Annotated in this window: 24 protein-coding genes; 20 read left to right on the forward strand and 4 right to left on the reverse strand. The window is 63.1% G+C overall.

All coding sequences use genetic code 11. The features are described from left to right. Positions 1-9: 9 nt before the first annotated feature. Complete coding sequence (locus tag CK501_RS05350; RefSeq protein WP_095616717.1) at positions 10-642, reverse strand: hypothetical protein; 633 nt, start codon at positions 640-642, stop codon at positions 10-12. 122 nt (positions 643-764) lie between these two features. On the opposite strand from CK501_RS05350, the gene CK501_RS05355 reads away from it, so the two are divergent. From CK501_RS05355 to CK501_RS05395, 9 genes are read left to right on the forward strand one after another with little or no spacing between them, the layout of a single operon-like run. Further along, a complete protein-coding gene (locus CK501_RS05355; RefSeq protein ID WP_095616718.1) occupies positions 765-1736 on the forward strand; it encodes a DUF58 domain-containing protein in 972 nt (323 codons plus the stop codon). Then, positions 1733-3748, forward strand: a complete 2016-nt coding sequence (locus CK501_RS05360; RefSeq protein ID WP_095616719.1) for a transglutaminase TgpA family protein — start codon at positions 1733-1735, stop codon at positions 3746-3748. The genes CK501_RS05355 and CK501_RS05360 overlap by 4 nt, the downstream gene beginning before the upstream one ends. Continuing rightward, complete coding sequence (holB, locus tag CK501_RS05365) at positions 3714-4760, forward strand: DNA polymerase III subunit delta' (protein ID WP_095616720.1); 1047 nt, start codon at positions 3714-3716, stop codon at positions 4758-4760. The genes CK501_RS05360 and holB overlap by 35 nt, the downstream gene beginning before the upstream one ends. A 47-nt stretch (positions 4761-4807) precedes the next feature. Further along, complete coding sequence (locus CK501_RS05370) at positions 4808-5158, forward strand: PilZ domain-containing protein (protein WP_077531261.1); 351 nt, start codon at positions 4808-4810, stop codon at positions 5156-5158. 2 nt (positions 5159-5160) lie between these two features. After that, positions 5161-6045: an alpha/beta fold hydrolase gene (locus CK501_RS05375; protein WP_095616721.1), complete on the forward strand. Its 885-nt coding sequence runs from the start codon at positions 5161-5163 to the stop codon at positions 6043-6045. A 57-nt stretch (positions 6046-6102) separates the two neighbouring features. Next, on the forward strand, positions 6103-7245 hold the full coding sequence (locus tag CK501_RS05380; RefSeq protein ID WP_095616722.1) for a patatin-like phospholipase family protein: 1143 nt from the start codon (positions 6103-6105) through the stop codon (positions 7243-7245). A gap of 44 nt (positions 7246-7289) precedes the next feature. Then, positions 7290-8201, forward strand: coding sequence for a 50S ribosomal protein L3 N(5)-glutamine methyltransferase (gene prmB, locus CK501_RS05385; protein WP_095616723.1), 912 nt, complete (start codon positions 7290-7292; stop codon positions 8199-8201). A 5-nt stretch (positions 8202-8206) separates the two neighbouring features. Continuing rightward, on the forward strand, positions 8207-9316 hold the full coding sequence (aroC, locus tag CK501_RS05390) for a chorismate synthase (RefSeq protein ID WP_095616724.1): 1110 nt from the start codon (positions 8207-8209) through the stop codon (positions 9314-9316). A 1-nt stretch (position 9317) separates the two neighbouring features. Next, positions 9318-10490, forward strand: a complete 1173-nt coding sequence (locus tag CK501_RS05395) for an MFS transporter (RefSeq protein ID WP_095616725.1) — start codon at positions 9318-9320, stop codon at positions 10488-10490. Between the two features lie 28 nt (positions 10491-10518). On the opposite strand, the gene yghU is transcribed toward CK501_RS05395, so the two are convergent. From yghU to CK501_RS05410, 3 genes are all read right to left on the reverse strand, one after another. Next, the gene (gene yghU / locus CK501_RS05400; RefSeq protein ID WP_095616726.1) at positions 10519-11364 is read right to left on the reverse strand and encodes a glutathione-dependent disulfide-bond oxidoreductase; all 846 of its coding nucleotides are present in this window, start codon (positions 11362-11364) and stop codon (positions 10519-10521) included. 92 nt (positions 11365-11456) lie between these two features. Next, positions 11457-11855, reverse strand: coding sequence for a globin (locus tag CK501_RS05405; RefSeq protein WP_095616727.1), 399 nt, complete (start codon positions 11853-11855; stop codon positions 11457-11459). Positions 11856-11910: 55 nt separating this feature from the next. Continuing rightward, the gene (locus CK501_RS05410; protein ID WP_095616728.1) at positions 11911-12801 is read right to left on the reverse strand and encodes a LysR family transcriptional regulator; all 891 of its coding nucleotides are present in this window, start codon (positions 12799-12801) and stop codon (positions 11911-11913) included. A gap of 440 nt (positions 12802-13241) precedes the next feature. Here CK501_RS05410 and leuC point away from each other — a divergent pair, with 440 nt between their 5' ends. The 11 genes from leuC to CK501_RS05465 all read left to right on the forward strand — a co-directional run bounded on the left by leuC (position 13242) and on the right by CK501_RS05465 (position 26863). Next, positions 13242-14669, forward strand: a complete 1428-nt coding sequence (leuC, locus tag CK501_RS05415) for a 3-isopropylmalate dehydratase large subunit (protein WP_095616729.1) — start codon at positions 13242-13244, stop codon at positions 14667-14669. A gap of 4 nt (positions 14670-14673) precedes the next feature. Continuing rightward, positions 14674-15318 carry a 3-isopropylmalate dehydratase small subunit gene (gene leuD, locus CK501_RS05420; protein ID WP_095616730.1) on the forward strand — a complete coding sequence of 215 codons (645 nt, stop codon included), beginning with the start codon at positions 14674-14676 and terminating at the stop codon, positions 15316-15318. 139 nt (positions 15319-15457) lie between these two features. After that, a complete protein-coding gene (gene leuB / locus CK501_RS05425) occupies positions 15458-16543 on the forward strand; it encodes a 3-isopropylmalate dehydrogenase (protein WP_095616731.1) in 1086 nt (361 codons plus the stop codon). 69 nt (positions 16544-16612) lie between these two features. Next, a complete protein-coding gene (gene asd, locus CK501_RS05430) occupies positions 16613-17731 on the forward strand; it encodes an aspartate-semialdehyde dehydrogenase (RefSeq protein WP_095616732.1) in 1119 nt (372 codons plus the stop codon). Positions 17732-17930: 199 nt separating this feature from the next. Beyond that, a complete protein-coding gene (locus CK501_RS05435) occupies positions 17931-21167 on the forward strand; it encodes a FimV/HubP family polar landmark protein (RefSeq protein WP_095616733.1) in 3237 nt (1078 codons plus the stop codon). Positions 21168-21173: 6 nt separating this feature from the next. Beyond that, complete coding sequence (gene truA, locus CK501_RS05440) at positions 21174-22016, forward strand: tRNA pseudouridine(38-40) synthase TruA (protein WP_095616734.1); 843 nt, start codon at positions 21174-21176, stop codon at positions 22014-22016. Positions 22017-22073: 57 nt separating this feature from the next. Beyond that, positions 22074-22706: a phosphoribosylanthranilate isomerase gene (locus CK501_RS05445; RefSeq protein ID WP_095616735.1), complete on the forward strand. Its 633-nt coding sequence runs from the start codon at positions 22074-22076 to the stop codon at positions 22704-22706. Next, the gene (trpB, locus tag CK501_RS05450) at positions 22693-23916 is read left to right on the forward strand and encodes a tryptophan synthase subunit beta (protein WP_095616736.1); all 1224 of its coding nucleotides are present in this window, start codon (positions 22693-22695) and stop codon (positions 23914-23916) included. Before CK501_RS05445 ends, trpB begins: the two co-directional genes overlap by 14 nt. 3 nt (positions 23917-23919) lie before the next feature. Further along, positions 23920-24726: a tryptophan synthase subunit alpha gene (gene trpA / locus CK501_RS05455; protein WP_095616737.1), complete on the forward strand. Its 807-nt coding sequence runs from the start codon at positions 23920-23922 to the stop codon at positions 24724-24726. Between the two features lie 15 nt (positions 24727-24741). Then, positions 24742-25680 carry an acetyl-CoA carboxylase, carboxyltransferase subunit beta gene (gene accD, locus CK501_RS05460; RefSeq protein WP_095616738.1) on the forward strand — a complete coding sequence of 313 codons (939 nt, stop codon included), beginning with the start codon at positions 24742-24744 and terminating at the stop codon, positions 25678-25680. Continuing rightward, positions 25667-26863: a bifunctional folylpolyglutamate synthase/dihydrofolate synthase gene (locus CK501_RS05465; protein ID WP_095616739.1), complete on the forward strand. Its 1197-nt coding sequence runs from the start codon at positions 25667-25669 to the stop codon at positions 26861-26863. Before accD ends, CK501_RS05465 begins: the two co-directional genes overlap by 14 nt. Positions 26864-26910: the final 47 nt, after the last annotated feature.

Raw genomic sequence — 26910 nt, forward strand, 5'->3', positions numbered from 1 at the left:
GGGCCCGGCTTACTGCTGGGGCACATCGATCGACAGATCAAACCCGCCACCGGCCCTGGGGGTCAACTTGACCGGCCCTTCATCAATCCCTCTGGGCAGATCAATGGCGCCTACACCCGGCGGATTGTTGCCCATCGAGAAGTTCAGGGTCTCACCATCGAAGCTGAGCCCCAGCTGGTCGTTGGCATAATTACGGGTGAAGGGGCCCTCGGGGATATCCGGGGTGCCGTAACCGGGAATAACCGGCTGCGGGAGGCTGGTATCGATCTGAGGCTGAAGCCCCTGAAGCTGGTCCGCGGGGGAAGCCAGCGCCTGGCGGATGAACTCCTGCTCCGCGTAGTTCTGGGCCTGCTCCAGGCTTTCCATACGGTGGCGCTGCATGTCCATGACGGTCTGCGTCTCATCCGCCTCGGTGCGGATGGGTTCGCCGGGGCGGACCAGCGCCCGGATGGCCCGCGCCCGGGTCTCCTCAATAGTACGCGTCTGGCGATCACGGCGGGGAGAGACCACAATGGCGGAATCCTGGATGTAGGTTTCAACCATTTCGTCCTGAGACAGGCTGCGTACACCATCGGCCAACGCACTGCCGGCCATCAGGCCAGCACCCAGTGCGGTAACGGTAAGGATCGGTTTCAAAGCCATGGTCGTATGCCCCTGCTCGTAAGCTGATTGTTCACCAATCAGTATTTGATGTTTGACAGCTTATTGCAATAGTGATTAGTGCCTAAGCGTGAGTGTCTGTTAACAGCCGTGACAGGGATCAAATGCCCGGTAAGATCGTGAAACGTCCCTGGCGCCGGTGGGTGAACCGGCGGATCCCCCGTGCGGATGACTACCGCCCGGGGCGGCGTAACATTTTTGTGCTTCCCACCCGGGAGGGGCTGATGTTCACCGGGGTGCTCGTGATTTCGCTTCTGACCGGCATCAACTACCAGAACAGCCTGATCTACCTGTTCACCTTCATTCTGGGGGCGCTGTTCTACGGCACCATCTTCCAGACCTATCGTAATCTTGAGGGGCTTCATCTGAGTCTGGTGTGCGCGGGTGAATCGCAGGCTGGTGAACGCCTGCCCATGGCGATACGCATCCGGGATGAGGAGCACCGCCCCCGGGCAGCGCTGCGGCTGAGGATCGACGATGGCGAACCGGTCACGGTCAGCCTTGAGGCCGGTGAGGGGCAGGTAGTGCCGCTGCCGGTACCGACGCGTCGGCGTGGGCCTCTGAAGCTGCCGTCCATCCGGCTGGAGACGGATTTCCCATTCGGGCTCATCCGCGCCTGGACCTGGTTCCGTCCGGCCTCACGGGGCCTGGTGACACCGCGGCCGGTAACGCCTCCGCCATTCGAAGCCTCCCCTGATGCCGAGGGCGACGAGGGGGAAGTTACCCTGAATGCGGGGCCCGGGGATTCGGACATCCGGCTCAGGCCCTATCGTCTGGGGGATGCACTGCGCCGCATCAGCTGGAAGCGCTTTGCACGCAGCGGGCATCTGGTGGTGATGGACTGGGATACGCCGCCGGCGGACCCGCGCTGGCTGGACTGGGAGCAGTTCCCGGGGGCGGACACGGAGCTGCGCCTGAGCTATCTGGCCTGGCACGTCGGGCGGCTCAGTGAGCAGGGGCAGCCCTTCGGCCTGAAGCTGCCGGGCCAGACCATCGAGCCGGACACCGGGGACCAGCACGAACGGGCCTGTCTGAACCGTCTCGGTGGCTTTGGGTTCGGGGAGGGGCCGACATGAATCGCCATCACCTGGATCCATGGGTGGCCGCCTTCGGCCTGATCCTGCTGGCCCAGGTCCAGCGCCTGCCGCTGTGGCTCTCGTTGGGCGCCTGCGTGATGGTGGTTTCCGGCTGGTTGCTGCAGCGCTACCGGAAGCGTGGCGTCCGCCCACTGTGGCTCGGCGTTCTGGCGGTGATCAGCGCCGCCACCTTCTGGGTGTATTACCGGGGCCAGTTCACGGTGGATACGGCCGCTTCTTTCCTGGTCCTGACGGTCGCGCTCAAATGGCTGGAGCTGGGGCGTCGCCGGGATCTGTTCATCCTGTTTTTCATCCAGTGCTATCTGGCTGTGGTCACGCTGCTTTTCCATCAGTCCATGCTCTGGACGGGCGGGCTTCTGGTCAGCCTGTTCCTGCTGTTTACCGGCCTGCAGATGGCGCTTGGCGGTCGTGTCCAGGGTATGGGGGCCGAGGCGATGAAACGCTCGGCCCTGGTGTTCGTGAAGATGCTGCCCGTGGTCGTCGTGCTGTTCATTTTCTTTCCCCGTATCGGGCCATTGTGGAGTGTGCCGCTGGTCTCGGAGCAGGGCACGACAGGGCTGAGCGATACCATGGAGCCCGGCGCGATCACCAGTCTGGCGCAGAATGACGACCCGGCGTTCCGGGTGACTTTCGGTGGCGATACGCCTGATCCGGGGCAGCGCTACTGGCAGGCGCTGGTACTGGACCGTTTCGACGGCAGGCGCTGGGACAGGCGCAGCCTGAATGACGGAGAGGGGATCTCGCGGGTGCCAGAAGATGCCTCAGCCGGTGAGCTGGCGGACGACGAATACGAGGTGATGCTTGAACCCCACGGCCGGCGCTGGGGCTTCGCGCTGGCGGACTCAGTGCCTGCGTCCGCCAGCGTGAGCCTCAACCGCAATGGCATGGTGCGTTTCGAGCGCAGTGTGGACACCCGGCGGCGTTACCGCATGCGGTACGAACAGCCAACCGAGGCGCGGCGCCTGTCGGAGGCCGAGCGGCGGTTCTACACCCGGCTGCCCGGAGGCACCAATGAGCGGACGCGGGCATGGGTGGCTCAGCAACGGCGTGAGGTTGACGGCAGGCAGGCATTGATCCGGCACTTGATGGAGCACTTCAACCAGAAGCCGTTCCATTACACGCTGCAGCCGGAGGCGCTCGGCAATGCCGACACAGTGGACGCGCTGATGTTCGAGACCCGGGAGGGCTTCTGTGAGCATTACGCCAGTGCGCTGGCCTTCATGCTGCGCTCGGCGGATATTCCGGCCCGGATCGTGACCGGGTATCTGGGTGGCGAGGCGGGTGTCGACAACGAGTACCTGATCGTGCGCCAGTATGATGCCCACGCCTGGGTACAGGCCTGGCTGCCGGGGCGGGGCTGGGTCCGGCTTGATCCCACCGCCATGATCGCGCCCGGTCGCATCGAGAACGGGCTGCGCGAGGCCATGCAGGATGAGGGCGGATTCCTGTCGGATGACCCCTTTTCCATGAACCGGTACGCGGATGTGGGCTGGGTCAACTGGATGCGCCTGCGCCTCGATGCAGCCAACTACTACTGGCAGCGCTGGGTGGTGGGCTATGCAGGTCAGACCCAGCTTTCCCTGCTGGGGCAGCTGCCGGGGGATATCAACCGGCGCATGCTGGGCGTGATCACGGCCTCGCTGGTGGCGCTTCTGATCCTGGCCGGCGTCGGGATTTCCCTTCTGCGGGCCCGCCGCCGGCACTTCCGCGATCCCTGGTACCGCCTGTATGATCAGTGGTGCCGCTGGCTTGAGCGCCAGGGGACTGGTGCCGGCCGGAGCGAGACCCTGACCGTACAGGTGTCGGCGGCTGAGCGGCGTTTTCCGGCGCTGGCACCCGACATCCGGGCCCTGGGCGTGCTTCTGGAACGGGCATTCTACGATCCGGGGCAGACCGACCCGCAAGCGCTCGCGCGGGCGCGCCGCCTTATGAACGCAATCCGAAAACGGAAATCCGATGGCCGATCCGGAAACACAGCCACTGCAGAGTGACTTCTTTGCCCCCTGGCCCTGGCAGTCCGAGGTGCATAAGCAGCTTTCTCAACGGCTCAGCGAAGGGCGCTTCCCGCATGCGCTGATGCTGCTGGGCCCGGCGGGTGTGGGGAAACGCCAGCTGGCCGTATCCCTGGCGTCACTGCTGCTGTGTGAGGCGCTGGTAAACCCGGGCGAGGGTGTGGCTGCCTGCGGTGAGTGCAAACAGTGCCGCCTGCTGGGTGGCGAGGGCCACCCGGATGCGCGCCGGCTCATGCCCACGGACCAGTCCCGCTATATCCGCATCCACCAGGTGCGGGCACTGGGGGGGGTCGTGATGGAGAGCCCACAGGTGGCGAAGCGGAAAGTGGCGGTGATCGAACGTGCGGATCAGCTCAACCTCAATGCCGCCAACGCGCTGCTCAAGACCCTGGAGGAACCCCCCGCCGATACCTTCCTGCTGGTTCTCCAGCGCGAAGGCCAGCCGGTGCTGCCCACCATCCGTTCCCGCTGCCAGATCCTGCGGGTTGAGGCTCCCGGGACCGTCGAGGCAAAGGCGTGGCTGGCTCAGCGGCGTGATGAGGATGCGGCGGCTCTGGATCAGGCCCTGCGATGGGCCGGTGGGGCGCCGTTGGAGGCACTGCGATTGCTGGAGGCGGACAGACCCGGGCAGCGGGGCCAGTGTCTGAAGGCGCTGCAGCAGGCGCTTAAGTCCGAGCTCACCATGTCCGAGGCGGTGAAGCCTTTCCTGGCCATGCCGCTGACGGAAGCGCTGGACCTGCTCCAGGGTTGGGCCCTGGATCTGGCCCGGGCAGGCGCGGACCCGGAGGCGATTGCTGACAGCGAGGCCGCGCCGATGCTGCGTTTCCTCGCCGGCCGCCGTCATCCCGCGGAACTGATCACCCTCCACGAGGCTATCATGGAGGTCCGGCGCGGGCTGGATTACAACGTCAATCCCGAGCTGGAACTGATCGGTGTGCTGGAACGGTGGCGGCAGCTGATGCGCCGGCCGGGGGTGGCAAATCCGGCATGAGCGGCTAGACTGGCGAAAAGCGCAAACGGCAAGCAGACGGGAGAATCATGGGGCCTGGAATCGGCGCACGCAGCGGTATCATGACGCTGACCATCAAGGACAAGGCGGTGCTCTACGCCGCCTATATGCCCTTTGTCCGCAATGGTGGCCTCTTTATTCCGACCCAGAAGAATTACCGTATGGGCGACGAGGTTTTTCTGCTTCTCAACCTGATGGATGAACCGGAAAAAATTCCGGTCGCCGGTAAGGTCGTCTGGGTTACCCCGAAAGGGGCTCAGGGAAACCGCGCCGCTGGTGTCGGTGTCCAGTTCAACGGGGACGACGAGACCGCGCGCACCAAGATTGAAGCCTACCTGGCCGGCTCCCTGAATTCGGACCGGCCAACCCATACCATGTAATCATGCCCAACACTGAACCGGAGCAGCTGACACTGGACGTCCCCGCAGGCACCCTGGGTGCGCTTGCCTGGGGCGATCCGTCCTCCCCCCTGATCATCGCCTTCCATGGCTGGCTTGATAACGCTGCCAGTTTCAGCCGCCTGGGGCCGGCTCTCGCCGACGACTACCGGGTGGTGGCAGTGGATCTTCCAGGCCATGGTTTCTCCTTCCACCGACCGCCGGGGGCCAGCTACGAGCTGCTCGACTATGTGCGGGATCTGGCGCCCCTGTTCGATCGGGAGGCGTCGCAGGGAGCCGTTCTGCTCGGTCATTCACTCGGCGGAATCGTGGCGAGTCTGCTCAGTGTGGCGGTGCCGGAGCGGGTGAGGGCGCTGATGCTGGTGGACAGCCTGGGGCCGCTTACCGGGGACGCCGACTCCTTCCCGGACCAGCTCAAGCAGGCCATTGACCGCGTGCGCCAGGGCAGCCGCGGTCAGCCGCCCCGTTATGCGGACGTTGAGGAAGCCATCGTCGCGCGCATGAAGGGTCGCATCCCGCTGTCCCGTGTCGCCGCTGAATGCATTGTGCCAAGAAGTCTCCAGCAGGATCAGCAGGGCTGGCGGTGGGGAACGGATGCAAGGCTGCGCTATCCGTCCATGCACCGGTTGGAAGAGGATGAGGTTGAAGCCTACCTGGCGGCCATTGCCGCACCCACACTGCTTATAAGAGCCAATCGGGGCATGGCCGCCTTCAAGCCGGAATGGATCGAGGGCCGTCTGCCCAGGCTGTCTGACGCTGAGGTGATCGATGTGGAGGGAAGCCATCACTGTCATCTGGATGGAGACGTTGGCGGGCTGGCCGAGGGCTGCCTGGGCTGGCTGGGCCGCATCCGGTCTGCGCCCTTGTAATGATCACCGGCCGAGCCCATTGTCATTCAAGGGATTTGAATCCGAAGGGAGCAGGCGATGAATGAACCACAGACCGTGGCACTGGTGCTCGGCAGTGGTGGTGCCCGGGGGTACGCTCACATTGGCGTGATTGAGGTGCTCAGGGAGCAGGGCTACAACATCGTGGCCATTTCCGGTGCCAGTATGGGAGCGCTCATTGGCGGCATGTACGCCGCCGGTAAGCTGCAGGCCTATAAGGACTGGGTCACCGGGCTTGATCAGCTGCAGCTGCTGCGCCTTCTCGACTTTTCCCTGGGGTCACCCGGTGCGATCCGCGGCGAAAAGGTTTTCGGCGTGGTGCAGGAAATGCTGGGCGATCTGCGCATTGAGGACCTGCAGATTCCCTTCACGGCAGTGGCGACGGACCTGCTGGCGCACCAGGAGGTGTGGTTTCAGGAAGGGCCGCTCCATCAGGCGGTGCGGGCCTCCACGGCGATCCCCAGTGTGATCACGCCGGTGATGCTGCATGGCCGGGTGCTGGTGGATGGGGGGCTGCTCAACCCCCTGCCGATCATTCCCACGGTGGCCTCCCATGCGGATCTGATCATGGCCGTGAACCTGAGTGGCAACGACAAGCGCTATGCCAACCTGCCACCGCTGGAGGAATGGGCCTCCCGCGAGCGCAAGCAGCATGAAGCGGCCGCCGAGGCTGCGGCACAGGCGGCAGCCGACGAGGAAGTGGATCCAGCGGAAGAAGCCGACGCCTCGCCGGATGAGTGGCTGGACAGGCTCAAACAGCGTGCGGCCCGTTGGTTTGACTGGGACGGCCAGGACAGCGCGGCACGGCGCCGTGGCCGGGCCAGTAGCGAGGAACAGGCGCTGGCGGAGGCCCAGAAGCGCCATGCGCGCGAAAAGGCGGCGGGAAAGGGAAGCGAGGGCGACGATGCGCGCTCGGTGAGCCTGCAGGAGCTGGGGCTCGGCAAGTTTGATGTCATGAACCTGGCGATCGAGACCATGCAGGACTCGCTGACCCGTTACAAGATCGCCGGCTATCCGCCGGATATCCTGATCAACTTCCCCAAGCATGTATGCCGCTCGTTCGATTACCATCGTGCCCCGGAGCTGATCCAGCTGGGGCGGATGCTTGCGGAGGATGCCCTTGAGGACCATCGCAATGCGGGTACGGGGGAGCCGCGGATCCCGGGAATGAACCGCCAATAGCTGGTACAATCGTGGCTTTTACGGGATGACTCCGGGAGTACTGGGTGAGCACCGAAGCCATTGAACAACTCCAGACCGTGCGCGACTGGCTGCGTTACGCGGTGTCACGGTTCACGCAGGCCGGCGTCTGGTGCGGCCACGGCACCGACAGCCACTGGGATGACGCGGTACAGCTGCTGATGCAGACCCTGCATCTGCCCATGGACAATAACGTGCCCTTCCTGGATGCCCGTCTGACCCTCTCTGAACGGGAACAGGTGCTTGAGCGCATCGAACGTCGCGCCCGGGACCGTGTTCCGGTTCCGTATATAACAGGCGAAGCCTTTTTCATGGGGCTGCCGTTCCATGTTGACGAACGGGTCCTGATCCCGCGCTCGCCCATTGGCGAATTCCTGGCCACGGAAGGTGAGCCCTGGCTGTCGGGTCGGCCGGTTGAACGGATTCTGGACTTGTGCGCTGGCAGTGGTTGTATTGGAATCGCGGCGGCCCATGTGTTCCCGGCGGCCCAGGTGGATCTGGGTGAGGTGTCCCCCGGAGCCGTTGAGGTGGCGGAACAGAACATCAGGCGCCATGGCCTGGAAGGGCAGGTGCGCGCGGTGGCCTCGGACCTGTTCGAGAAGCTGGATGGCCCCTATGACCTGATTCTGGCGAACCCGCCGTACGTGGATGCCAGGGATATGGCGACGCTGCCACCGGAATACCGCCATGAACCGGAGCTGGGACTTGCGGCCGGAGAAGACGGCCTGGAACTGATGGGCCGGATCCTGAGGGAAGCACCGGCGTATCTCTCGGAAGATGGGCTGCTGGTTGGGGAAGTCGGCAACAGCCAGCCGGCGCTGGAGGCGGCTTTCCCCAGCGTTCCCTTCACCTGGCTTGAAATGGAAAACGGCGGTCACGGGGTCTTCGTGGTCGACGCGCAAACACTGGCGCAGGCGGCGCCCCTGATGAACGGATAGAATCCATGTCTGGTAATTCCTTTGGAACACTCTTCACCGTCTCCACCTTCGGCGAAAGCCACGGGTCCGCTCTGGGCTGCATCGTGGACGGCTGCCCACCGGGCGTGCCGGTTTCCACCGAGATGATCCAGGCGGAGCTGGACCTCAGGCGCCCTGGAACCTCGCGCCATACCACACAGCGCCGGGAGCCGGATGAGGTCCGGATCCTGTCCGGGGTGTTCGAAGGGGTGAGCACGGGCGCGCCCATCGGGTTGCTGATCGAGAACACGGACCAACGCTCCAGCGACTACTCGAAGATCAAGGACCAGTTCCGTCCGGCCCACGCGGATTACACCTACTGGCATAAGTACGGCATCCGCGATTATCGCGGCGGCGGCCGTTCCTCGGCGCGGGAGACCGCCATGCGGGTAGCGGCCGGCGCCATCGCCCGCGCCTTCCTGAAGGAGAAGGGCATCACCATCCGGGGGTGCATGACCCAGCTCGGGCCCATTGAGCTCGGCATGACCGACTGGTCCGCTGTGCACGAGAACGCCTTCTTCTGCGCGGAGCCGGAGAAGGTTCCGGAGCTGGAAGCCTTCATGGATAAGCTGCGCAAGGAAGGGGACTCCGTTGGGGCCCGTATCCGTGTTGAGGCGGACGGCGTTATCCCGGGTCTGGGCGAACCCGTCTTTGACCGGCTGGACGCCGACCTTGCCAAGGCACTGATGAGCATCAATGCCGTCAAGGGTGTGGAGATCGGGGCCGGATTCGACAGTGTCAGCCAGAGGGGCACCGAGCACCGGGATGAGATGACGCCGGACGGGTTTCTCTCCAATAACGCCGGTGGGGTGCTGGGCGGTATCTCGTCCGGGCAGCCGGTGGTGGCGAGCATGGCGTTGAAGCCCACGTCCAGCCTGCGGCTGCCGGGTCAGGGGATTGATGTGCACGGCAATCCGGTGGAGGTGGTGACCACCGGCCGTCACGACCCCTGCGTCGGCATCCGGGCCACGCCCATCGCGGAGGCCATGATGGCCATCGTGCTCATGGACCACTACCTGCGCCACCGCGCCCAGAATGCGGACGTGCGGGTGGATACGCCGGACATCGAAAAGGCCCGCCGTCAGCAGGAGGACTGATATGGCGGCCTCCGGGACGGGGATCTACTGGCGCCTGTCCAACCTCTACTTCTGGTTCTTCGCTGCTTTTGGGGTATTAATGCCCTACTGGGCGTTGTATCTGGAAGACCAGGGGTTCCGCTACATTGAGATCGCCCTGCTCATGGCTACCCTGCAGGGCACCAAGATCATCGCGCCCAATCTGTGGGGCTGGCTGGGGGATCGCACCGGCCGGCGGCTGCGACTGATCCGCTTCGGTGCGCTTGTGGCCGTCCTGTGTTTCAGCTTCACCCTGCTGCGCCCAGGATTCTGGGGGCTGATGCTGGTGATGCTCTCGTTCAGCTTTTTCTGGAACGCAGTGCTGCCGCTGTTTGAGGTCATCACCCTGCACAACCTGGGCAGCGACTCCAGGCGCTATGGGCGGGTCCGGCTCTGGGGATCGATCGGGTTCATCCTGTCGGTGGCCGGTTTCGGGGCGGCGCTGGATCACATGGCGGTGTCCATCATGCCCTGGCTGGTGCTGCCCCTGTTCGCCGGACTCCTCATGGCGACGCTGCAGATTCATGACGAACCCAGTACCCGCAGGCAGCCCCATCACGGATCGGTTGCGGCTATCCTGAAGCGGCCCGAGGTCTGGTCCTTCTTCATCCTGAACTTCATGCTCCAGGCCAGCCACGGGCCCTATTACACCTTTTTCTCGATCCATCTGGAGCAGCTTGGCTATGCGAAGATCAGCACCGGGGCGCTCTGGGCACTGGGCGTATTGGCGGAAGTTGGCCTGTTCCTGGTGATGCACAGGCTGCTTTCGGCCTACCCGATGCGGGTGATCATGCTCTGTGCAGCGACCCTGACAGCACTGCGCTGGTTGGTTATCGCGGAATTCTCGCAGTTTCTCTGGATCCTGCTCGGGGCACAGCTGCTTCATGCGGCCTCCTATGCCGCCTTGCACGCGGCCTCGGTGCACTACATCCGGGTGCAGTTCGGCGAAGGGCACCAGGGGCAGGGGCAGGCGCTGTACAGCGGGCTGACCTACGGGGCAGGCGGTGCTTTCGGCGCCTGGATCTCGGGCGTGCTGGTAGAGTGGGAGAGCACCGTCGCCGCCTTCTACGGCGGCGCCGGTTTCATGCTGGTGGGGGTCGCCGCCGCCTGGCTCTGGATGCGGCCCGCGCCGCAGAGAGCGTACGCCGGCCAGTAAGCAGCGGCTGATCCCGTCAAACCTGGGGTCACAGGTTGTCGAAGTCGCTGGGGTCGTGACGCTCCGGGAGCTTGCTTCCCTCATCGCCCCAGGTCTTGTTGACGAGGCGACCCCGCTTGACGGCCGGGCGCGCGGCGATCTCATCCGCCCAGCGGATCACGTTGGTGTAGGTGTGCGCTTCCAGAAATTCGGCCGCGTCATAGACCTTGCCCTTCACCAGCGCGCCGTACCAGGGCCAGATCGCCATGTCCGCGATGGTGTACTCATCCCCGGCGATGTAGCGGTTGTCCGCCAGTTGCCGGTTGAGCACATCCAGCTGGCGTTTCACTTCCATGGTGAAGCGGTTGATCGGGTACTCGTAGGATTCCGGGGCATAGGCGTAGAAGTGCCCGAAGCCACCGCCCAGCAGTGGGGCCATGCCCATCTGCCAGAACAGCCAGGAGAGGGTCTCGGTGCGTCCATGGGGATCGGTGGGCAGGAAGGCCCCGAACTTCTCGGCCAGATAGAGCAGGATGCTGCCGGATTCAAAGATCCGCAGTGGTGGGTTCTGGGTGTGATCCATCATCGCGGGGATCTTGGAGTTCGGGTTAACGGCCACGAAGCCGCTGCTGAACTGCTCGCCTTCAAGGATGCTGATGGGCCAGGCGTCGTATTCGGCCTCGGAGTGGCCGGCTTCCAGCAACTCCTCGAGCATAACAGTCACTTTCACGCCGTTGGGCGTAGCCAGGGAATAGAGCTGCAGAGGGTGCTTGCCCACCGGCAATTCCCTGTCATGCGTGGGGCCGGCAATGGGGCGGTTGATGCTGGCGAAACGCCCGCCACTGGCGTCTTCCCACTTCCAGACTTTCGGGGGCGTGTAGCTGTTGTCGCTCATGGTCAGGCTCTCTCACTGCATTGGTGTGGTAGCCACGGCAACCGTGGACAGCATGGAGTATGCCATCCGCTGGCGGCATTGAGCAGGGGATCTCAGTAGGCATCCCGGATCAGATCGATACCGGGCTTCAGCACCCGGCGCCATTGCGCATCCAGTGTCGCATCGTACTCTGGGTCGTGTTTGCTGACCGCCTGCATCAGGGCATCCAGCCAGAGCGAATACCATTCGGGCGAGATATTGTAGCCGTGCCTTGAATGGCTTTGACCCAGCTGTTTCAGCTTGGTGTCGGGCATGCCTCGGGCGTAGAGGATCAACTGCATGATGCCGTTGCGCAGGAGGTGGCGCTGCTGCTTCATGTCGGTATCGCGGAACTGGTCCTTGATGGTCTGAGAGCTGCTCATGAAGTAGTCGTAGAAATCAACGAAAAACTGTTCGCCCGTGCAGACCCGCCCATAACTCTGGAATACCGCTTCTACTTCCGAGCTGTCCATGAAATCCCCTGTCTTTAGTTCTGCCTGTCTGTGATGGCCCGGAATTATAAAACAGTCAGCCGGTTTCGGCACAGCGCGCCGGTGCCTGTCCCTGAACGGTTTCAAGAAGGGCGCGGGCCGCTGTCCCGGGTTCCCGTCCCCTGATGCCCACGGCACCCAGCATCCGGGTTACGGGCTCCGGTACGTCCAGGACCACCAGGGTGCTGTCGAGCATGGTGTTGGGCAGAACCGACCACCCCAGTCCCACGCTGGTCATCATCTTGATGGTTTCGAGGTAGTTGGTGGGCATCTGGGCATCCAGTGTGATTCCTTGTTGAAGAAAATGGTGGGAGACGACCCGGTAGGTTTCGGTATTACTGTCGGGCAGGATGGCCTGGTACTGCGCAATGTCCTCAGGGGCCAGCTGCTGCTTGTGGGCTAGGGGGTGGTCAGGGCCACAGACGAAGCTCATTGGATCTTCCCAGGCGAACCAGACCTGGAAGCGTTCCATGATCCGGTCGTTGAGTGTCACCCATGCAAGTGGGGCGTCATGCTGGTGCAGTTGCTGGAAGACCTGTTCGGATTCGAGGAACTGGAGGTTGAAGGTGAGGTCGGGGTGGGCTTTCTGGAGCGCGCGCAGCCAGTTGGGGAGGTGGTGCAGGCCGATGTGGTGGCTGATGATCAGTGACAGGGGGCCGTGCATGCGCTGGTCGAGGCTGGTGAGGGCTTCGCGGGCGTTGTGGAGTTCGTCCAGGACTTTCCGGGCATGGGGCAGCAAGGCGTGGCCGGCGTCGGTCAGCCGCAGGCTGCGGCCGTTGCGTTCAATCAGGGGGCGACCGGTCTGGTGTTCGAGGGTGGCGATGCGTTTGCTGACGGCGGATTGAGTGAGGTGCAGGGCTTCTGCGGCCTCGGAGAAGGAGCCGGTGTCGATGACGGTGGTGAAGGCGATCAGGGATTGGGTGTCCATAGCACTAAAGATTGGTACCTGGTTGCAGGGTACGATGAGTGGGGAGTCTTTCACGGGAAACGCTGTAAATACTTTTCAGTTGCGCAGTCCTGCTTCACTGAAAAGTCCTGGGTTTACATCCGTGTAAACCCGTTTGCGCTTAATCGCGCAAACCCCTGTACGCTGCTCTTTCGCCATCCATGGCTCCAGAGCTTCCCGTGAAAGACTCCCCACTCACCGTCCCCCAGAGTGTGTTGCCGTTCGCAAACGTGCGCCGAAGCTAACTGTAAGAGCCCGCCTCGCGGGCGATCCGGGTTTTGGATTCCAAAAAGGAATCTGTTTCAGGAAAAACATGAATTGAAGTGATCTGATCAGAGTCTGTACCATTAACGAACAATCGGTCAAACCACGTCAGCTCCGTTATGGGGGAGGGCGTGGCCGCTCGCAACGGGAGTAGCGCCATGAGTGGCAAGACACTGTACGACAAACTCTGGGATGCCCATCTGGTGAAGGAGCGTGCTGACGGCTCCTGCCTGATCTACATCGACCGGCACATGCTGCACGAGGTTACGTCGCCCCAGGCGTTTGAGGGGCTGCGGTTGGCCGGGCGTAAGCCGTGGCGGATTGATGCCAACCTGGCAACGGTGGATCACAACGTGCCAACCACCGGGCGTGAGAACGGGGTTGAGGGGATCGAGGACCCGATCTCCCGGACCCAGGTCCAGACGCTGGATGCAAACTGCAATGAGTTTGGCATTGTTGAGTACGGCATGAGCGATCAGCGCCAGGGGATCGTGCACGTCATCGGCCCGGAACAGGGGGCGACCTTGCCGGGGATGACGGTGGTGTGCGGGGATTCGCACACGTCCACTCACGGGGCTTTCGGGGCACTGGCGCACGGCATCGGTACCTCCGAGGTGGAGCATGTGCTGGCGACCCAGTGCCTGGTGCAGAAGAAGTCGAAGAACATGCTGGTGCAGGTCGACGGTGAGCTGAAGCCGGGCATTACGGGCAAGGATGTGATGCTGGCGATCATCGGCAAGATCGGTACGGCCGGTGGCACCGGCTACGCGATTGAGTACGCGGGCTCGGCGATCCGCAGCCTCTCCATGGAGGCGCGCATGACCATGTGCAATATGTCCATCGAGGCGGGCGCGCGTGCCGGCATGGTGGCGGTGGATGATCGGACCATTGAGTACGTGAAGGATCGACCCATGGCGCCGAAGGGCGAGATGTGGGAGCGCGCGGTTGCGTCCTGGCGCGAGCTGAAGAGTGACGACGATGCCGAGTTCGACAAGGTGGTTCATCTGGATGCGGCTGATATCGAACCCCAGGTCAGCTGGGGAACGTCGCCGGAGATGGTGACCAATGTCGGGGATCGTGTCCCGGATCCGGCGAATGAGTCGGATCCCATCAAGCGTGAAGGCATGCAGCGGGCCCTGAAGTACATGGGGCTGGAACCGAACACCCCGATGACGGGCATCCAGCTTGACCGGATCTTCATCGGCTCTTGTACCAATGCCCGGATTGAGGACCTGCGTGAAGCGGCGTCCATCCTCAAGGGGCAGACGATTGCATCCACGCTCAAGCAGGCGATGGTCGTGCCCGGCTCCGGTATGGTGAAAGCCCAGGCCGAGAGGGAAGGGCTGGACCGGATCTTCATTGATGCAGGGTTCGAGTGGCGGGAGCCGGGCTGCTCCATGTGTCTGGGGATGAACCCGGACCAGCTGGGTGAAGGGGAGCATTGTGCCTCCACCTCCAACCGGAACTTCGAGGGCCGGCAGGGCTTTGGCGGGCGCACGCACCTGGTGAGCCCGGCTATGGCAGCTGCCGCCGCTATTCATGGCCATTTTGTGGATATTTCCGACTACTACGACAGGGCGGGGTGAGATCATGAAGGCATTCACCAGGCACACGGGGCTGGTTGCCCCCATGGATCGGTCCAATGTCGACACTGACATGATCATCCCCAAGCAGTTCCTCAAGTCGATCAAGCGCACTGGCTTCGGGCCCAACCTGTTCGACGAGCTGCGCTATCTGGACGAAGGTCAGCCAGGCAAGGACAACAGTCAACGGCCGCTCAACCCTGAGTTCGTGCTGAACCAGGCGCGTTACCAGGGAGCGAGTGTGCTGCTGACGCGCGCCAACTTCGGTTGCGGCTCCAGCCGTGAGCACGCGCCCTGGGCGCTGGAGGATTTTGGTTTCCGGGCGATTATCGCCCCGAGTTTTGCCGATATCTTCTACAACAACTGCTTTAAAAATGGCCTGTTACCGCTTGTTCTGAAAGAGGAAGAGGTCGACGAGCTGTTCCGTGCGGTGGAGTCCGTCGAGGGCTATGCACTGACCGTGGATCTGGAGAACCAGACTGTTGCCACGCCGGACGGTAAGATCTATCACTTCGAGGTGGATGAGTTCCGGCGCCACTGCCTGCTCAACGGCCTCGACGATATCGGCGTGACACTTGAGGATGCGGATGCCATCCAGGCCTACGAGGAACGCCGGAAGCAGGAGGCGCCCTGGTTGTTTCCTGCCGGGTGAGTTCCTGGAAGCTGTTCCGGATTGCCTGCGGGGCAGGCTTCTACAGCAATACATTAGTTTTCATATGTAGGAGCCCGCTTTGCGGACGATTTTCGTAATAACCCTCGAAACTGGATTACTGGACAAGGATCATGATGCTATGACACAGAGAGTACTCTTCCTGCCGGGTGACGGCATCGGCCCGGATATCATCGAGCAGGCACGCGCGGTTCTTGGGCACGCCAATGAACGGCTTTCGCTGGGACTCGATTTCGATGAGGCGTTGGTCGGCGGTGCCGCCATCGAGGCCGCGGGCACTGCGCTCCCGGACGACACCATGAGCAGGGCGCGGGAAGCCGGGGGCATCCTGCTGGGCGCTGTGGGCGGCCCCAAGTGGGATCATCTGGAGATGGCCAATCGGCCCGAGAAGGGGCTGCTGGGCCTGCGCTCCGGCCTGGGTCTTTTCGCCAATCTGCGTCCCGCGTTCCTGTACCCGCAGTTGGCGGAGGCCTCCAGCCTGCGTCCGGAAGTGGTCAGCGGCCTGGACATCCTGATCGTTCGGGAGCTCACCGGCGGCATCTACTTTGGTCAGCCCCGTGGCGTTGAGACGCTGGAAAGCGGAGAACGGGAAGGGATCAATACCTATCGCTACAACGAATCCGAGATCCGGCGCATCGGGCGCGTGGCATTTGAGTCCGCGCGTCAGCGCAACGGACGACTATGTTCCATCGACAAGGCCAACGTGCTGGAAGTGACCGCGCTGTGGCGTGAGGTAATGGAGGATCTGGCGACGGAGTATCCGGACGTTGAGCTGAGTCACATGTATGTGGATAACGCCGCCATGCAGCTGGTGCGCGATCCGAACCAGTTTGACGTGATTGTCACCGGCAATATGTTCGGTGATATCCTGTCTGATGAGGCAGCCATGCTGACCGGTTCCATCGGGATGCTGCCCTCGGCGGCGCTGAACGAGAGCAAGCAGGGCATGTACGAACCCTGCCACGGGTCGGCGCCGGATATTGCGGGCCAGGACAAGGCGAACCCGCTGGCGACGATTCTGTCCGGTGCCATGATGCTGCGGTACAGCTTTGGCATGGAAGGTGCAGCGGGCGCGATCGAAAAAGCGGTGCAGGACGTGCTGGAACAGGGGCTGCGTACGCCGGATATCCATTTCGAGGGCACGCAGCTGGTTGGCACCCGCGCCATGGGCGAAGCGGTGCTATCGGCCCTGGACACGCACCTGTAGGAGCGGCCATGGCTGCGATCGCCGCAGCCCCGGCGAAAAACCCAAGACACTGAAAACAGAGGCGGCACAATGAAGCGAGTAGGTCTGGTTGGCTGGCGTGGCATGGTCGGATCCGTGCTCATGCAGCGGATGCAGGAAGAGAATAATTTCGCCGGAATCGAGCCGGTGTTCTTCACCACATCCCAGGCGGGCAAGCCCGCGCCGGACTTCGGCAAGGAGGCGCCGCCGCTCAAGGATGCCCGGGACATTGATGAACTCAAGGCGATGGACATCATCGTCACCTGTCAGGGTGGGGACTATACGAATGAGGTCTATGGCCCCCTCCGCCAGTCAGGCTGGAATGGTTACTGGATTGACGCCGCCTCCGCCCTGCGGATGGAGGATGAATCGGTGATTGTTCTGGACCCGGTGAATCGTGGCGTGATTGACCGGGCTCTGGATGCCGGGCAGCGTGATTTCATCGGCGGTAACTGCACGGTCAGCCTCATGCTGATGGGCATTGGGGCCCTGTTTGATCATGATCTGGTGGAATGGATCAGCCCCATGACCTACCAGGCCGCCTCTGGCTCCGGCGCCAAGCACATGCGGGAGCTGCTGGATCAGATGGGGGCGCTTAACGGCGCCGTATCCGATCTTCTGGCGGATCCTTCCTCGGCGATCCTGGAGATTGACCGGCAGGTGACCTCGACCATGCGCAGTTCCGAGTTCCCCACGGAGAATTTCGGTGTGCCCCTGGCGGGCAGCCTGATTCCCTGGCTCGACAAGCCCATGCCCTCCGGCCAGAGTAAGGAGGAATGGAAAGCGGGCGCGGAGAGCAACAAGATCCTCGGGCGTACTGATAACCCGATCCCGATTGATGGCACCTGTGTTCGCGTGGGCGCCATGCGCAGTCACAGCCAGGCGCTGACCATCAAGCTTCGCAGGGACGTTCCGCTCGCGGATATCGAAGCCATGCTCCGGGAGCACAGTGAGTGGTGCGAGGTGGTACCCAATGAGCAGCAGGCCAGTATGGAAAAGCTGAGCCCGGCTTATGCCACCGGCAGCCTGACGGTTCCGGTCGGTCGGCTGCGCAAGCTGGCCATGGGCGGGGAGTATCTCAACGCCTTCACCGTGGGCGACCAGCTGCTGTGGGGGGCGGCTGAACCGCTGCGGCGTATGCTGGCCATCCTGCTTGAGCGTGATGGCTGATTCCTGAATGCAGCGTCCCGGTCTGGCGTGAACCGGGGCGCATTCCCGCCAGCCGGGCGCCTCCAGTGCCCGGCGATTTATTGCGTAATTCGCAGTTATCAACAATACTTCCGCTTAACTTCATAATTACAGGTCTATTTCCGTAATCTGCGCGGAATCCGTGGACGGCTGCCTGACGAGAACGGGGAAAGGAAACGGCATGAAAGTACGCAAACTGGCGGTGGCGCTCGCCCTGGCGGGTGGGCTTGGATCAGGTCTGGCTCAGGCGCTCGGCATGGGCGAGGGTCGAATACTGACGAACCTGAATGAACCGCTGCGGGCCGAGATCGAGCTGAGTGAGCCGGGCGATCTGTCCGCAGACCAGATCCGGGTATCGCTGGCACCGGAGTCCGCATTTGAGCGGGCCGGGCTTCGTCGCATGGATGTTCTCCATGATCTGGATTTTGACGTGATCGAATCCGATGGCGGGTTCCGGATTAACGTTACCTCTGAGGACCCCATCCGGGAGCCATTCCTGAACTTTCTCGTGGAGCTTACCTGGCCGAATGGGCGGCTGTTGCGTGAATATTCCTTCCTGGTGGACCCGCCTTCCCGTGATCCCGGCCAGGAAGCGATTGGCCCGAGTGCGGAAACCGGTAGCGGGGATACCCGGACACGTGAACAGGCCGCTCCGGATTCCCGGAGTGAGCGCAGTCAGCCGGAAAGTGCAGCTGCGGCTGCGGGCGACTCCCCTGATGAATACGGACCCACTGGTGCCAATGACACCCTCTGGGGTATCGCCGGCGAGGTCAGCCCCTCCAGCGACCTGAGCCGTCATCAGGTGATGCTGGCGATCCAGGAAGCCAACCCGAATGCCTTCAGCAACAACAACATCAACCAGCTGCGCCGCGGACGCGTCCTGCGCATCCCCTCCGAAGAGGCCATGCGTTCCCGCTCCAGGCAGGAGGCGATCCAACAGGTAACGGCGCAGAACAGGCGGCACCAGCAGGCCAGCCAGGGTCAGGGGGAAACCGCCTCCGCCCCTGAAGCCGGGCAGACTGGCGGAACGGATCAATCCCAGCAGGCTGGCGCCGCAGGGCAGCAACCATCATCCGGTGAGAGTGGTGATGAGCTGCGGATCCTGGTAGCGGACGGTGAGAACAGTTCCGGCGACGGCACCATGGCCGGCATGGGCGACGGTGAGGGAGATGAACGCCTTGCCGCTGCCCTGGAGGAGCTCGAGCGGGCGGAACGGGATCGCGAAGAGCTGTCCGATCGCCTTAAGGATCTTGAGGAACAGCTGGACACCATGAGCCAGTTGATTGAACTCAAGGACGACCAGCTTGCAGAGATGGAGCAACGGCTTGCCGAAGCGCGGGAGAGTGAGGCGTCCGGTGATACGGAATCGGAAGACGCTGGCGGTACCGACGATGATCAAACCGCAGCGGATGGTGCGACTGGCACCGGAAGCGGTCAGGCCTCTGGTGGGGAGACCACGGAAGGGGATTCCAGGAAGGATGCGGTCGCTTCAGAGGAATCCGCCGAGGAGTCCATCGCTGAATCGGACACCGCTGAGTCAGGTTCCGGGGAAGCGGGCGCTGATGACGATGAGTCTGATCCGGCTGCAGCGGCGGGCTCTGGCGGTGAGCCGGATGATGGCGACACCGCGACACAGCCTGATCCGGAACAGACACAGAGCCAGGGTGCTCCCACGAGTGCCGGCGATGTTGTTCAGCGTGTGATCAATGATCCCCGTTATCAGATCGGTGCGGGGGTACTGGGCATCGCGTTGCTGGGGCTTCTCTGGGGCCTGGCACGGCGCAATGCCGCGCGGGAACAGGCTTTCTACGACCAGCTGAAGGATGTTTCCGAGACCCCGGACGAACCGGTTGAGGCTGAGGAAACACTGGATCTGGATGCAGCTGGCGATGAAGCGGGTGCTGAGGCACCCGGTGAAGAGGCGGCACCACGCAGCGAAGGCAGCGAGGATGCGCTGGCCGAGGCGGATGTTTACCTGGCCTATGGTCGTCACGGCCAGGCTGCCCGGCATCTTGAGCAGGCTATTTCTTCCGAGCCCAGTCGCGTGGATCTGCGGCTGAAACTGCTCGGGGTCTACGCCGACGCCGGTGAGTCAGAGAATTTCGAAAAGCAGTATCGCGAACTCAGTGCCTTCAATGACGACGAGGCCATCGAGCAGGCTGATGCCCTGCGCAGCCGTTTGGATGCCGCTGACGAGGATCTCAGCATCGAGGATCTGACCGAACAGCTGAAGACTGGTACTGGCCCTGATACGGAGGCTGGCGGGCCATCCCCTGCGGATGACGAGTCGCTTGAGGACGAGGGCTTTGACTTCAGTGCCCTTGAGGATGTTGACGATCTGCTGGACGAATCCTGCGCCCCGGAAAGCACCGGCACCAGCCACGCTGAAAAGGGCGAGGATGAGGAACTGCAGTCCGAGGAATTCAGTCTCGACTTCGATCTTGGCGAGGAGGAAACCCCGGCTGAATCGGGAACGGCAGGCGCCAGCGGAGAGGCCGGGGAAACCGGGGATGCCCCAGAGTCGGAAGAGGATGTGGCCGATCTCGGGTTCTCCATGGATGATCTGGAGCTGGAGGAGCCGGGCGAACCGGAAGAAGAGTCCGTGCCGGAACTGGATACGGAGGCTGAGGCAGCCGAGCAACCCGCGCCTGAAACCGGTGACGCCACTGAACAGGCGAGCGATGCGGATACGGAGCTGAGCCTGGATGATCTGGATCTTGATCTGGACACCGGGGAAGAGCCGGCGGAAACCGCTTCCGAGGCACCTTCCGGAACGGATTTTGATGATTCCTTCCTGGAAGAGCTGGATGCGGAACTTGATCGGGTGACCGAAGGTGAAGAAGCCGAGGCTGGAGAGTCCGGGGAGACAGAGCCAGCCGGCCCGGCGGGAGAGACTGCCACACAGGAAAGTGATGACGAACTGGATGACCTGAGCCTGGATGTTTCGGATGAGGATCTTGAGCTTGCTGAAGAGGTGGCTCAGGAGGGCGTTGGCGAAGAACCCGAAGCGCCCGGGGAAACCAGCGAGTCTTCCGGCGGCGAGGAGGAAGCTCCCGCCGATCAGCTCGAAGAGAGTCTGATGGACTCGGAGATGGAGGACCTCGGTGCCGAGAGCGCGCTCTCCGACGAGGAGCTGGCTGCTCTTGAGGGTGAGGAATCACAGGCATCCCAGGGACACCAGGAAGAGACGGGCGATATGGAGTCAGGTGACACGTCCACTGGATCGGAAGACAGTGACAGTGATGATGAGTTCGACTTCCTCGAGGGCACGGATGAAGCCGGCACCAAGCTGGATCTGGCCCGGGCCTATGTGGAGATGGGGGATGCGGACGGCGCACGGGACATCCTGGAAGAGGTTGCCCGTGAAGGCAGTGAGGAACAGCAGCAGGAAGCCCAGCGGCTTCTCAGCGAACTCTGATCTGCCGTGCTGCAGGACCCCGTTGAGCTGACGACGGCGATCGCGGCTGGCCCCGGGCGTATTGGCCTGGTTGTCGAATACGATGGTGGTGGCTTCCATGGTTGGCAGGATCAGAAAAGCAGTATCCGGACCATCGGGGGCACTCTGGCGGCCGCTGTCTCCAGGGTGGCGAATGAACCTGTAGAGCCAGTCTGTGCCGGGCGTACGGATTCAGGCGTTCACGCCTGCTACCAGCTTGTGCACTTTGATACGGGGGCCTCGCGCGCCATCCGCTCGTGGGTTCTGGGCATCAACAGTGCTCTGCCGGCCGACATCCGCGTTCACTGGGCCGGCAATGTGGCATCGGATTTCAGTGCACGCTTTACTGCCCACTCCCGCCGTTACCGGTACGTGATGCTGGACACGCCAACACCTCCGGCACTGCTGCGCGGGCGTGTGGCGTGGACCCATACGCGACTCGACGCGGATGCCATGCATCAGGCGGCACAGCACCTTCCCGGTGAACAGGATTTTTCCGCCTTCCGCGCCGCCGGCTGTCAGGCCAACAGCCCCTGGCGCTGCATTGAGGCGGCCGCGGTTTACCGGGAAGGGCCCTTTCTGGTGCTGGATATTACGGCCAATGCCTTTCTCCATCACATGGTGCGCAATATCGCCGGGACCCTGATGGCCGTGGGTCACGGTGAACGCTCCCCGGACTGGGTCGCCGAGCTGCTGTATCAGCGGGATCGCCGCTTGGCCGGTATCACTGCCCCGCCCCAGGGGCTCTACCTGGTCGATGTCGGCTATCCGGAGCAGTGCGGGGTGCCCCGGCCCAGGCTGGGCCCCTGGTGGCTTTCCGGGAACCTCTGAGACTTGGTCTGTGGGGCCGCGGGCGCTATCCTGTGCGTTTTGGCGCAGGAGGTGGTCTTGCCACGCACCCGGATCAAGATCTGCGGCATCACCCGCGAAGAGGACGCCGTAGCAGCGGCGCAGGCCGGCGTGGATGCCATTGGGTTGGTCTTCCACCCTGAAAGCCCGCGTCATGTCACCTTGGAACAGGCTCAACGGATCCGCGCGGCACTGCCCCCGTTCGTGACCACAGTGGGGCTTTTTGTGAATGCCTCTGAGTCGCTGGTCCGGGAGGCGCTGTCAAAAGTGCCGCTGGATCTGCTGCAGTTCCACGGGGATGAATCAGCCGAATTCTGCTCGGGTTTCGGGCACCCATGGATACGTGCGGTCAGGGTTCGGGATTCCCGGGTGGTTGCCGCAGCCGAGAGTACCTATGATAGAGCGTTCGGCCTGCTTGCCGACGCTTACAGTGAGGACCGCTACGGCGGTACCGGCAAAACCTTCAACTGGGACTGGCTGCCGGAGACACGGAAACTGCCCCTGATTCTGGCCGGTGGTCTGACGCCGGATAATGTGGGTGAGGCGGTGCGCCGTGTCCGCCCCTGGGCTGTGGATGTCAGCGGCGGTGTCGAGTCGGCGCCGGGTATCAAGAGTTCCCAGCGCATCAATGAATTCGTCCGGGAGGTTACCCTGACCCATGAAACTGACTGAACAACAGATCAAGGATAGTCCGGACGCGCGGGGCCATTTCGGCGCCTACGGGGGCCGCTTTGTCTCCGAGACCCTGATCGACTCACTGGAACATCTGGAAAGTGAATACCGGCGGCTGCGTGAGGACCCCGATTTCCTCGCCCGGTTCAACAGTGATCTGGCGGATTATGTGGGAAGACCCACCCCCCTGTACCACGCGGATCGACTGAGCAGTGAGCTGGGCGGCGCTTCCATATGGCTCAAGCGCGAGGACCTCTGTCATACCGGTGCGCACAAGGTGAATAACACCATTGGGCAGGCACTGCTGGCGAAGTTCCTGGGGAAGCCGCGCGTGATCGCGGAAACGGGCGCGGGTCAGCACGGTGTTGCCACGGCAACAGTGGCCGCAAGGCTTGGTCTCAAATGCAAGATCTACATGGGCGCCGAGGATGTGCGCCGGCAGGCTGTCAACGTCTACCGCATGAAGCTTCTCGGGGCCGAGGTTGAAGCCGTCGAAGGCGGCACGAGGACTCTCAAGGATGCCATGAACGAGGCGCTCCGGGACTGGGTCACCAATGTCGATGACACCTTCTACATCATCGGCACGGTGGCGGGCCCGCATCCCTATCCGATGATGGTGCGTGATTTCCAGTCAGTGATCGGCCGTGAAACCCGGCAGCAATGCCTGGAAAAGAACGGGGCACTGCCGGACGCGCTGGTGGCCTGTGTCGGTGGCGGCTCGAATGCGATCGGTCTCTTCCATCCCTTCCTGGGCGACGAGTCGGTGGCCATGTACGGGGTCGAAGCCGGCGGGTACGGCATCGAATCCGGTCAGCATGCGGCGCCGCTGAGTGCTGGCAGGCCCGGGGTGCTGCATGGCAACCGCACCTACCTGATGGAAGATGAATTCGGCCAGATTTCCGGTACCCATTCGGTATCCGCCGGTCTGGACTATCCCGGCGTGGGGCCTGAGCACTCCTGGCTCAAGGACATCGGGCGTGTGAACTATGTATCGGTGACGGATGACGAAGCGATGGATGGGTTCCGGCGATTGACGGCGGTGGAGGGCATCATGCCCGCGCTCGAAACCGCTCATGCCATTGCCTGGGCCATCAAGCTGGCGCCCCAGATGCGCCCGGACCAGTCCATTGTCATCAACCTTTCGGGTCGTGGCGACAAGGATATGGATACCGTCGCCCGCATGGACAACATCGAAGTGGAGGGGCGCTGACCCATGAGCCGAATCGAACAGAGACTCACGGCCCTGGGCGAGCAGGGCCGCAAGGGCTTGATTCCCTATATCACTGCCGGGGATCCGAATACCGGTGAAACCCTCCGCATCATGCACAGCCTGGTGGCATCCGGTGCGGATCTCATCGAACTCGGGGTGCCGTTCTCCGATCCCATGGCGGACGGCCCGGTCATCCAGCGGGCCTGTGAACGGGCCCTGGCAAACGGCTGTACCAGCCGTGATGTGCTGGAGGTCGTGCGCCGGTTCCGCGAGACGGATACGGAAACCCCCGTGGTGCTCATGGGCTACCTGAATCCGGTGGAAGCCATGGGTTACGAGGCGTTTGCGGAAAGCGCCGCACAGGCCGGTGTGGATGGTGTCCTGATGGTGGACCTGCCGCCCGAAGAGGCAGGGGAGGTTGTGCCGTGGTTCCGTGCCCAGGGTCTGGATCTGATCTTCCTGATCTCGCCCACTACTTCGGATGAACGCATCCGGCGCATGGGGGAACACAGCAGCGGCTACGTCTATTACGTCTCGCTCAAGGGCGTAACCGGCTCAGCCAGTATTGATGCCGGGGCAGTGGAGGAACGGGTTGCCCACATCCGGGAACTCACGGAGCTGCCAGTGGGCGTCGGTTTCGGAATCCGGGATGCGGAAACAGCGGGCGCCATAGGACGGGTTTCGGATGCTATTATCGTGGGTAGTGTTATTGTTGACTGCATTGGCCGGCATCCCGAGGGCGGTGATTCACTGCACCAGGCGTTGAAATCCCTGGTGAAGCCCCTGCGGGACAGCCTTGATACACCCTGAGCCGGAGGACAGTTCATGAGCAGCTGGCTCGATAAGATCATGCCCGGGATGATCCGTTCGGACGCACAACAGCGTTCCACGGTTCCCGAAGGGCTCTGGAAGAAGTGCCCCAAGTGCAACGGGTTTCTGTACCGCCCGGAACTGGATCGCAACCTTAACGTCTGCCCGAAGTGCGAGCACCACATCCGGATCAATGCCCGTCGCCGTCTCGAGATCTTTTTTGACGGCACGGACAGCCGGGAGCTCGCGGCGGATCTTGAACCGGTGGATCGCCTCAAGTTCAAGGACACCAAGCGCTACAAGGATCGTCTGAGCCAGGCTCAGAAGAGTACTGGCGAAAAGGATGCCCTGGTAGCCATGGCTGGCACCGTTCAGGACGTGCCGGTGGTGGCTGTAGCCTTCGAATTCCAGTTTCTGGGTGGCTCCATGGGGCAGGTGGTGGGCGAGAAATTCGTCCGCGCGGTGAACTTCTGTATTGAGGAGAACGTGCCCCTGGTGTGCTTCGCGGCCAGTGGTGGGGCGCGCATGCAGGAGGCGATCCTGTCCCTGATGCAGATGGCCAAGACCGCGGCAGCGCTGCAGCGCATGCGCGAGAAGGGTATCCCCTTCATCTCGGTACTGACCGACCCGGTCTTTGGCGGCGTTTCCGCGAGCCTCGGGATGCTGGGGGATCTCAACATCGCCGAACCCTATGCCCTGGTGGGCTTTGCGGGGCCGCGGGTGATTGAACAGACGGTTCGGGAGAAGCTCCCCGAAGGCTTCCAGCGCAGTGAGTTCCTGATCGAGCACGGGGCGATCGACATGATCGTTTCCCGGCACGATATGCGTGATCGCATCGCCCATGTTCTGGCCAAGCTGCAGCGTCGCGAGCAGCCGCCGGAGGATGAACACGAGCCGCTTGCTGAGCAGCTGCCCGAAGAGGAGGGCAGCGGGGACGCCAATGCCGCGGAGTGATGCCAGCCTGGATGACTGGCTGGCGTACCTCGAATCATTGCATGCCAGCGAGATGGAGCTTGGCCTTGACCGGGTAATGATCGTCTACCGGCGTCTCATGCCGGAAGGCCTGCCCGGTCAGGTGGTGATCATCGGGGGCACCAATGGCAAGGGCAGCACCCTTGCAGCCCTGGAATCCCTGCTCCGCGCCGGGGGAGACAGCACCGGCGCTTACACTTCACCCCATATCCGTCGCTTTAACGAGCGCATCCGCATCGACGGTGAGGAAGCCACGGATGAGGCCATCTGCAGGGCCATGGCGGCCGTGGAGCGGGCGCGCCGCAATGTGCCACTGACCTATTTCGAGTTCACGACCCTGGCGGCGTTCTGGCTCTTCCGGGAGGCGGGAGTGGCGTATCCGCTCCTGGAGGTGGGCCTGGGCGGACGCCTGGACGCGGTGAATGTGGCGGACCCCGTACTGTCCATCATTACGGGCGTGGACCTGGATCATACCCAGTGGCTGGGTAATGACCGGGAACAGATCGGCTATGAAAAAGCCGGTATCCTGCGGGCGGGGCGGCCAGCGCTGTTCGGTGATCCGGATCCGCCTTCCTCCGTGACGGATCAGGCGGCCGCCCAGGGGATCCCGCTGCGCATACGCGGTCGGGATTTCGGTGGCGAGGATGGCGAGGGAGGGCTCGCGGCCTCCCAGCAGACGGCTCTGGAGGCCTATGGCATTCTCGGATTCGAGGCGGATTCCGGCTTGTTGGCAACCCTCCGCGAAGCTCCCGCACCGCCCGGGCGATTCCAGAGGCTGGAAGGTGCGCCGCCGGTGATCCTGGACGTCGGGCACAATCCCCAGGCGGCACGCTGGCTGGCCCAGCGCCTGAGCGATATTCCGGAGAAACCGGTGCAGGCCGTCTATGGCGCAATGGGCGACAAGGACATTGAGGGCGTTTCGGGTACCCTTGCCGACGTGATTGACGGTTGGCACCTGGCCCCGCTTCCGGGACCGCGCGGGCTGACCGCGGAGCAGGTCAGTGACCGGGTTTCCGGAGTCATACCGGATGACCGGATCCGGACATTCCAGTCGGTCCGGGAAGCCCTGGCTTCGGCCCGGGAGGCGGCCGGAAAGGAGGGATGCGTTCTGGTGTTCGGATCCTTCCTGACGGTCTCGGAAGCACTGGCCTTGCTGGGGTCGTAACTGGCCCCGGGCTCATCAAAGCGGTTACACTCGCGCAGAACCAAAGA

Source organism: Halovibrio salipaludis (assembly GCF_002286965.1).
In the GTDB taxonomy this organism is placed as follows: domain Bacteria; phylum Pseudomonadota; class Gammaproteobacteria; order Pseudomonadales; family Oleiphilaceae; genus Halospina; species Halospina salipaludis.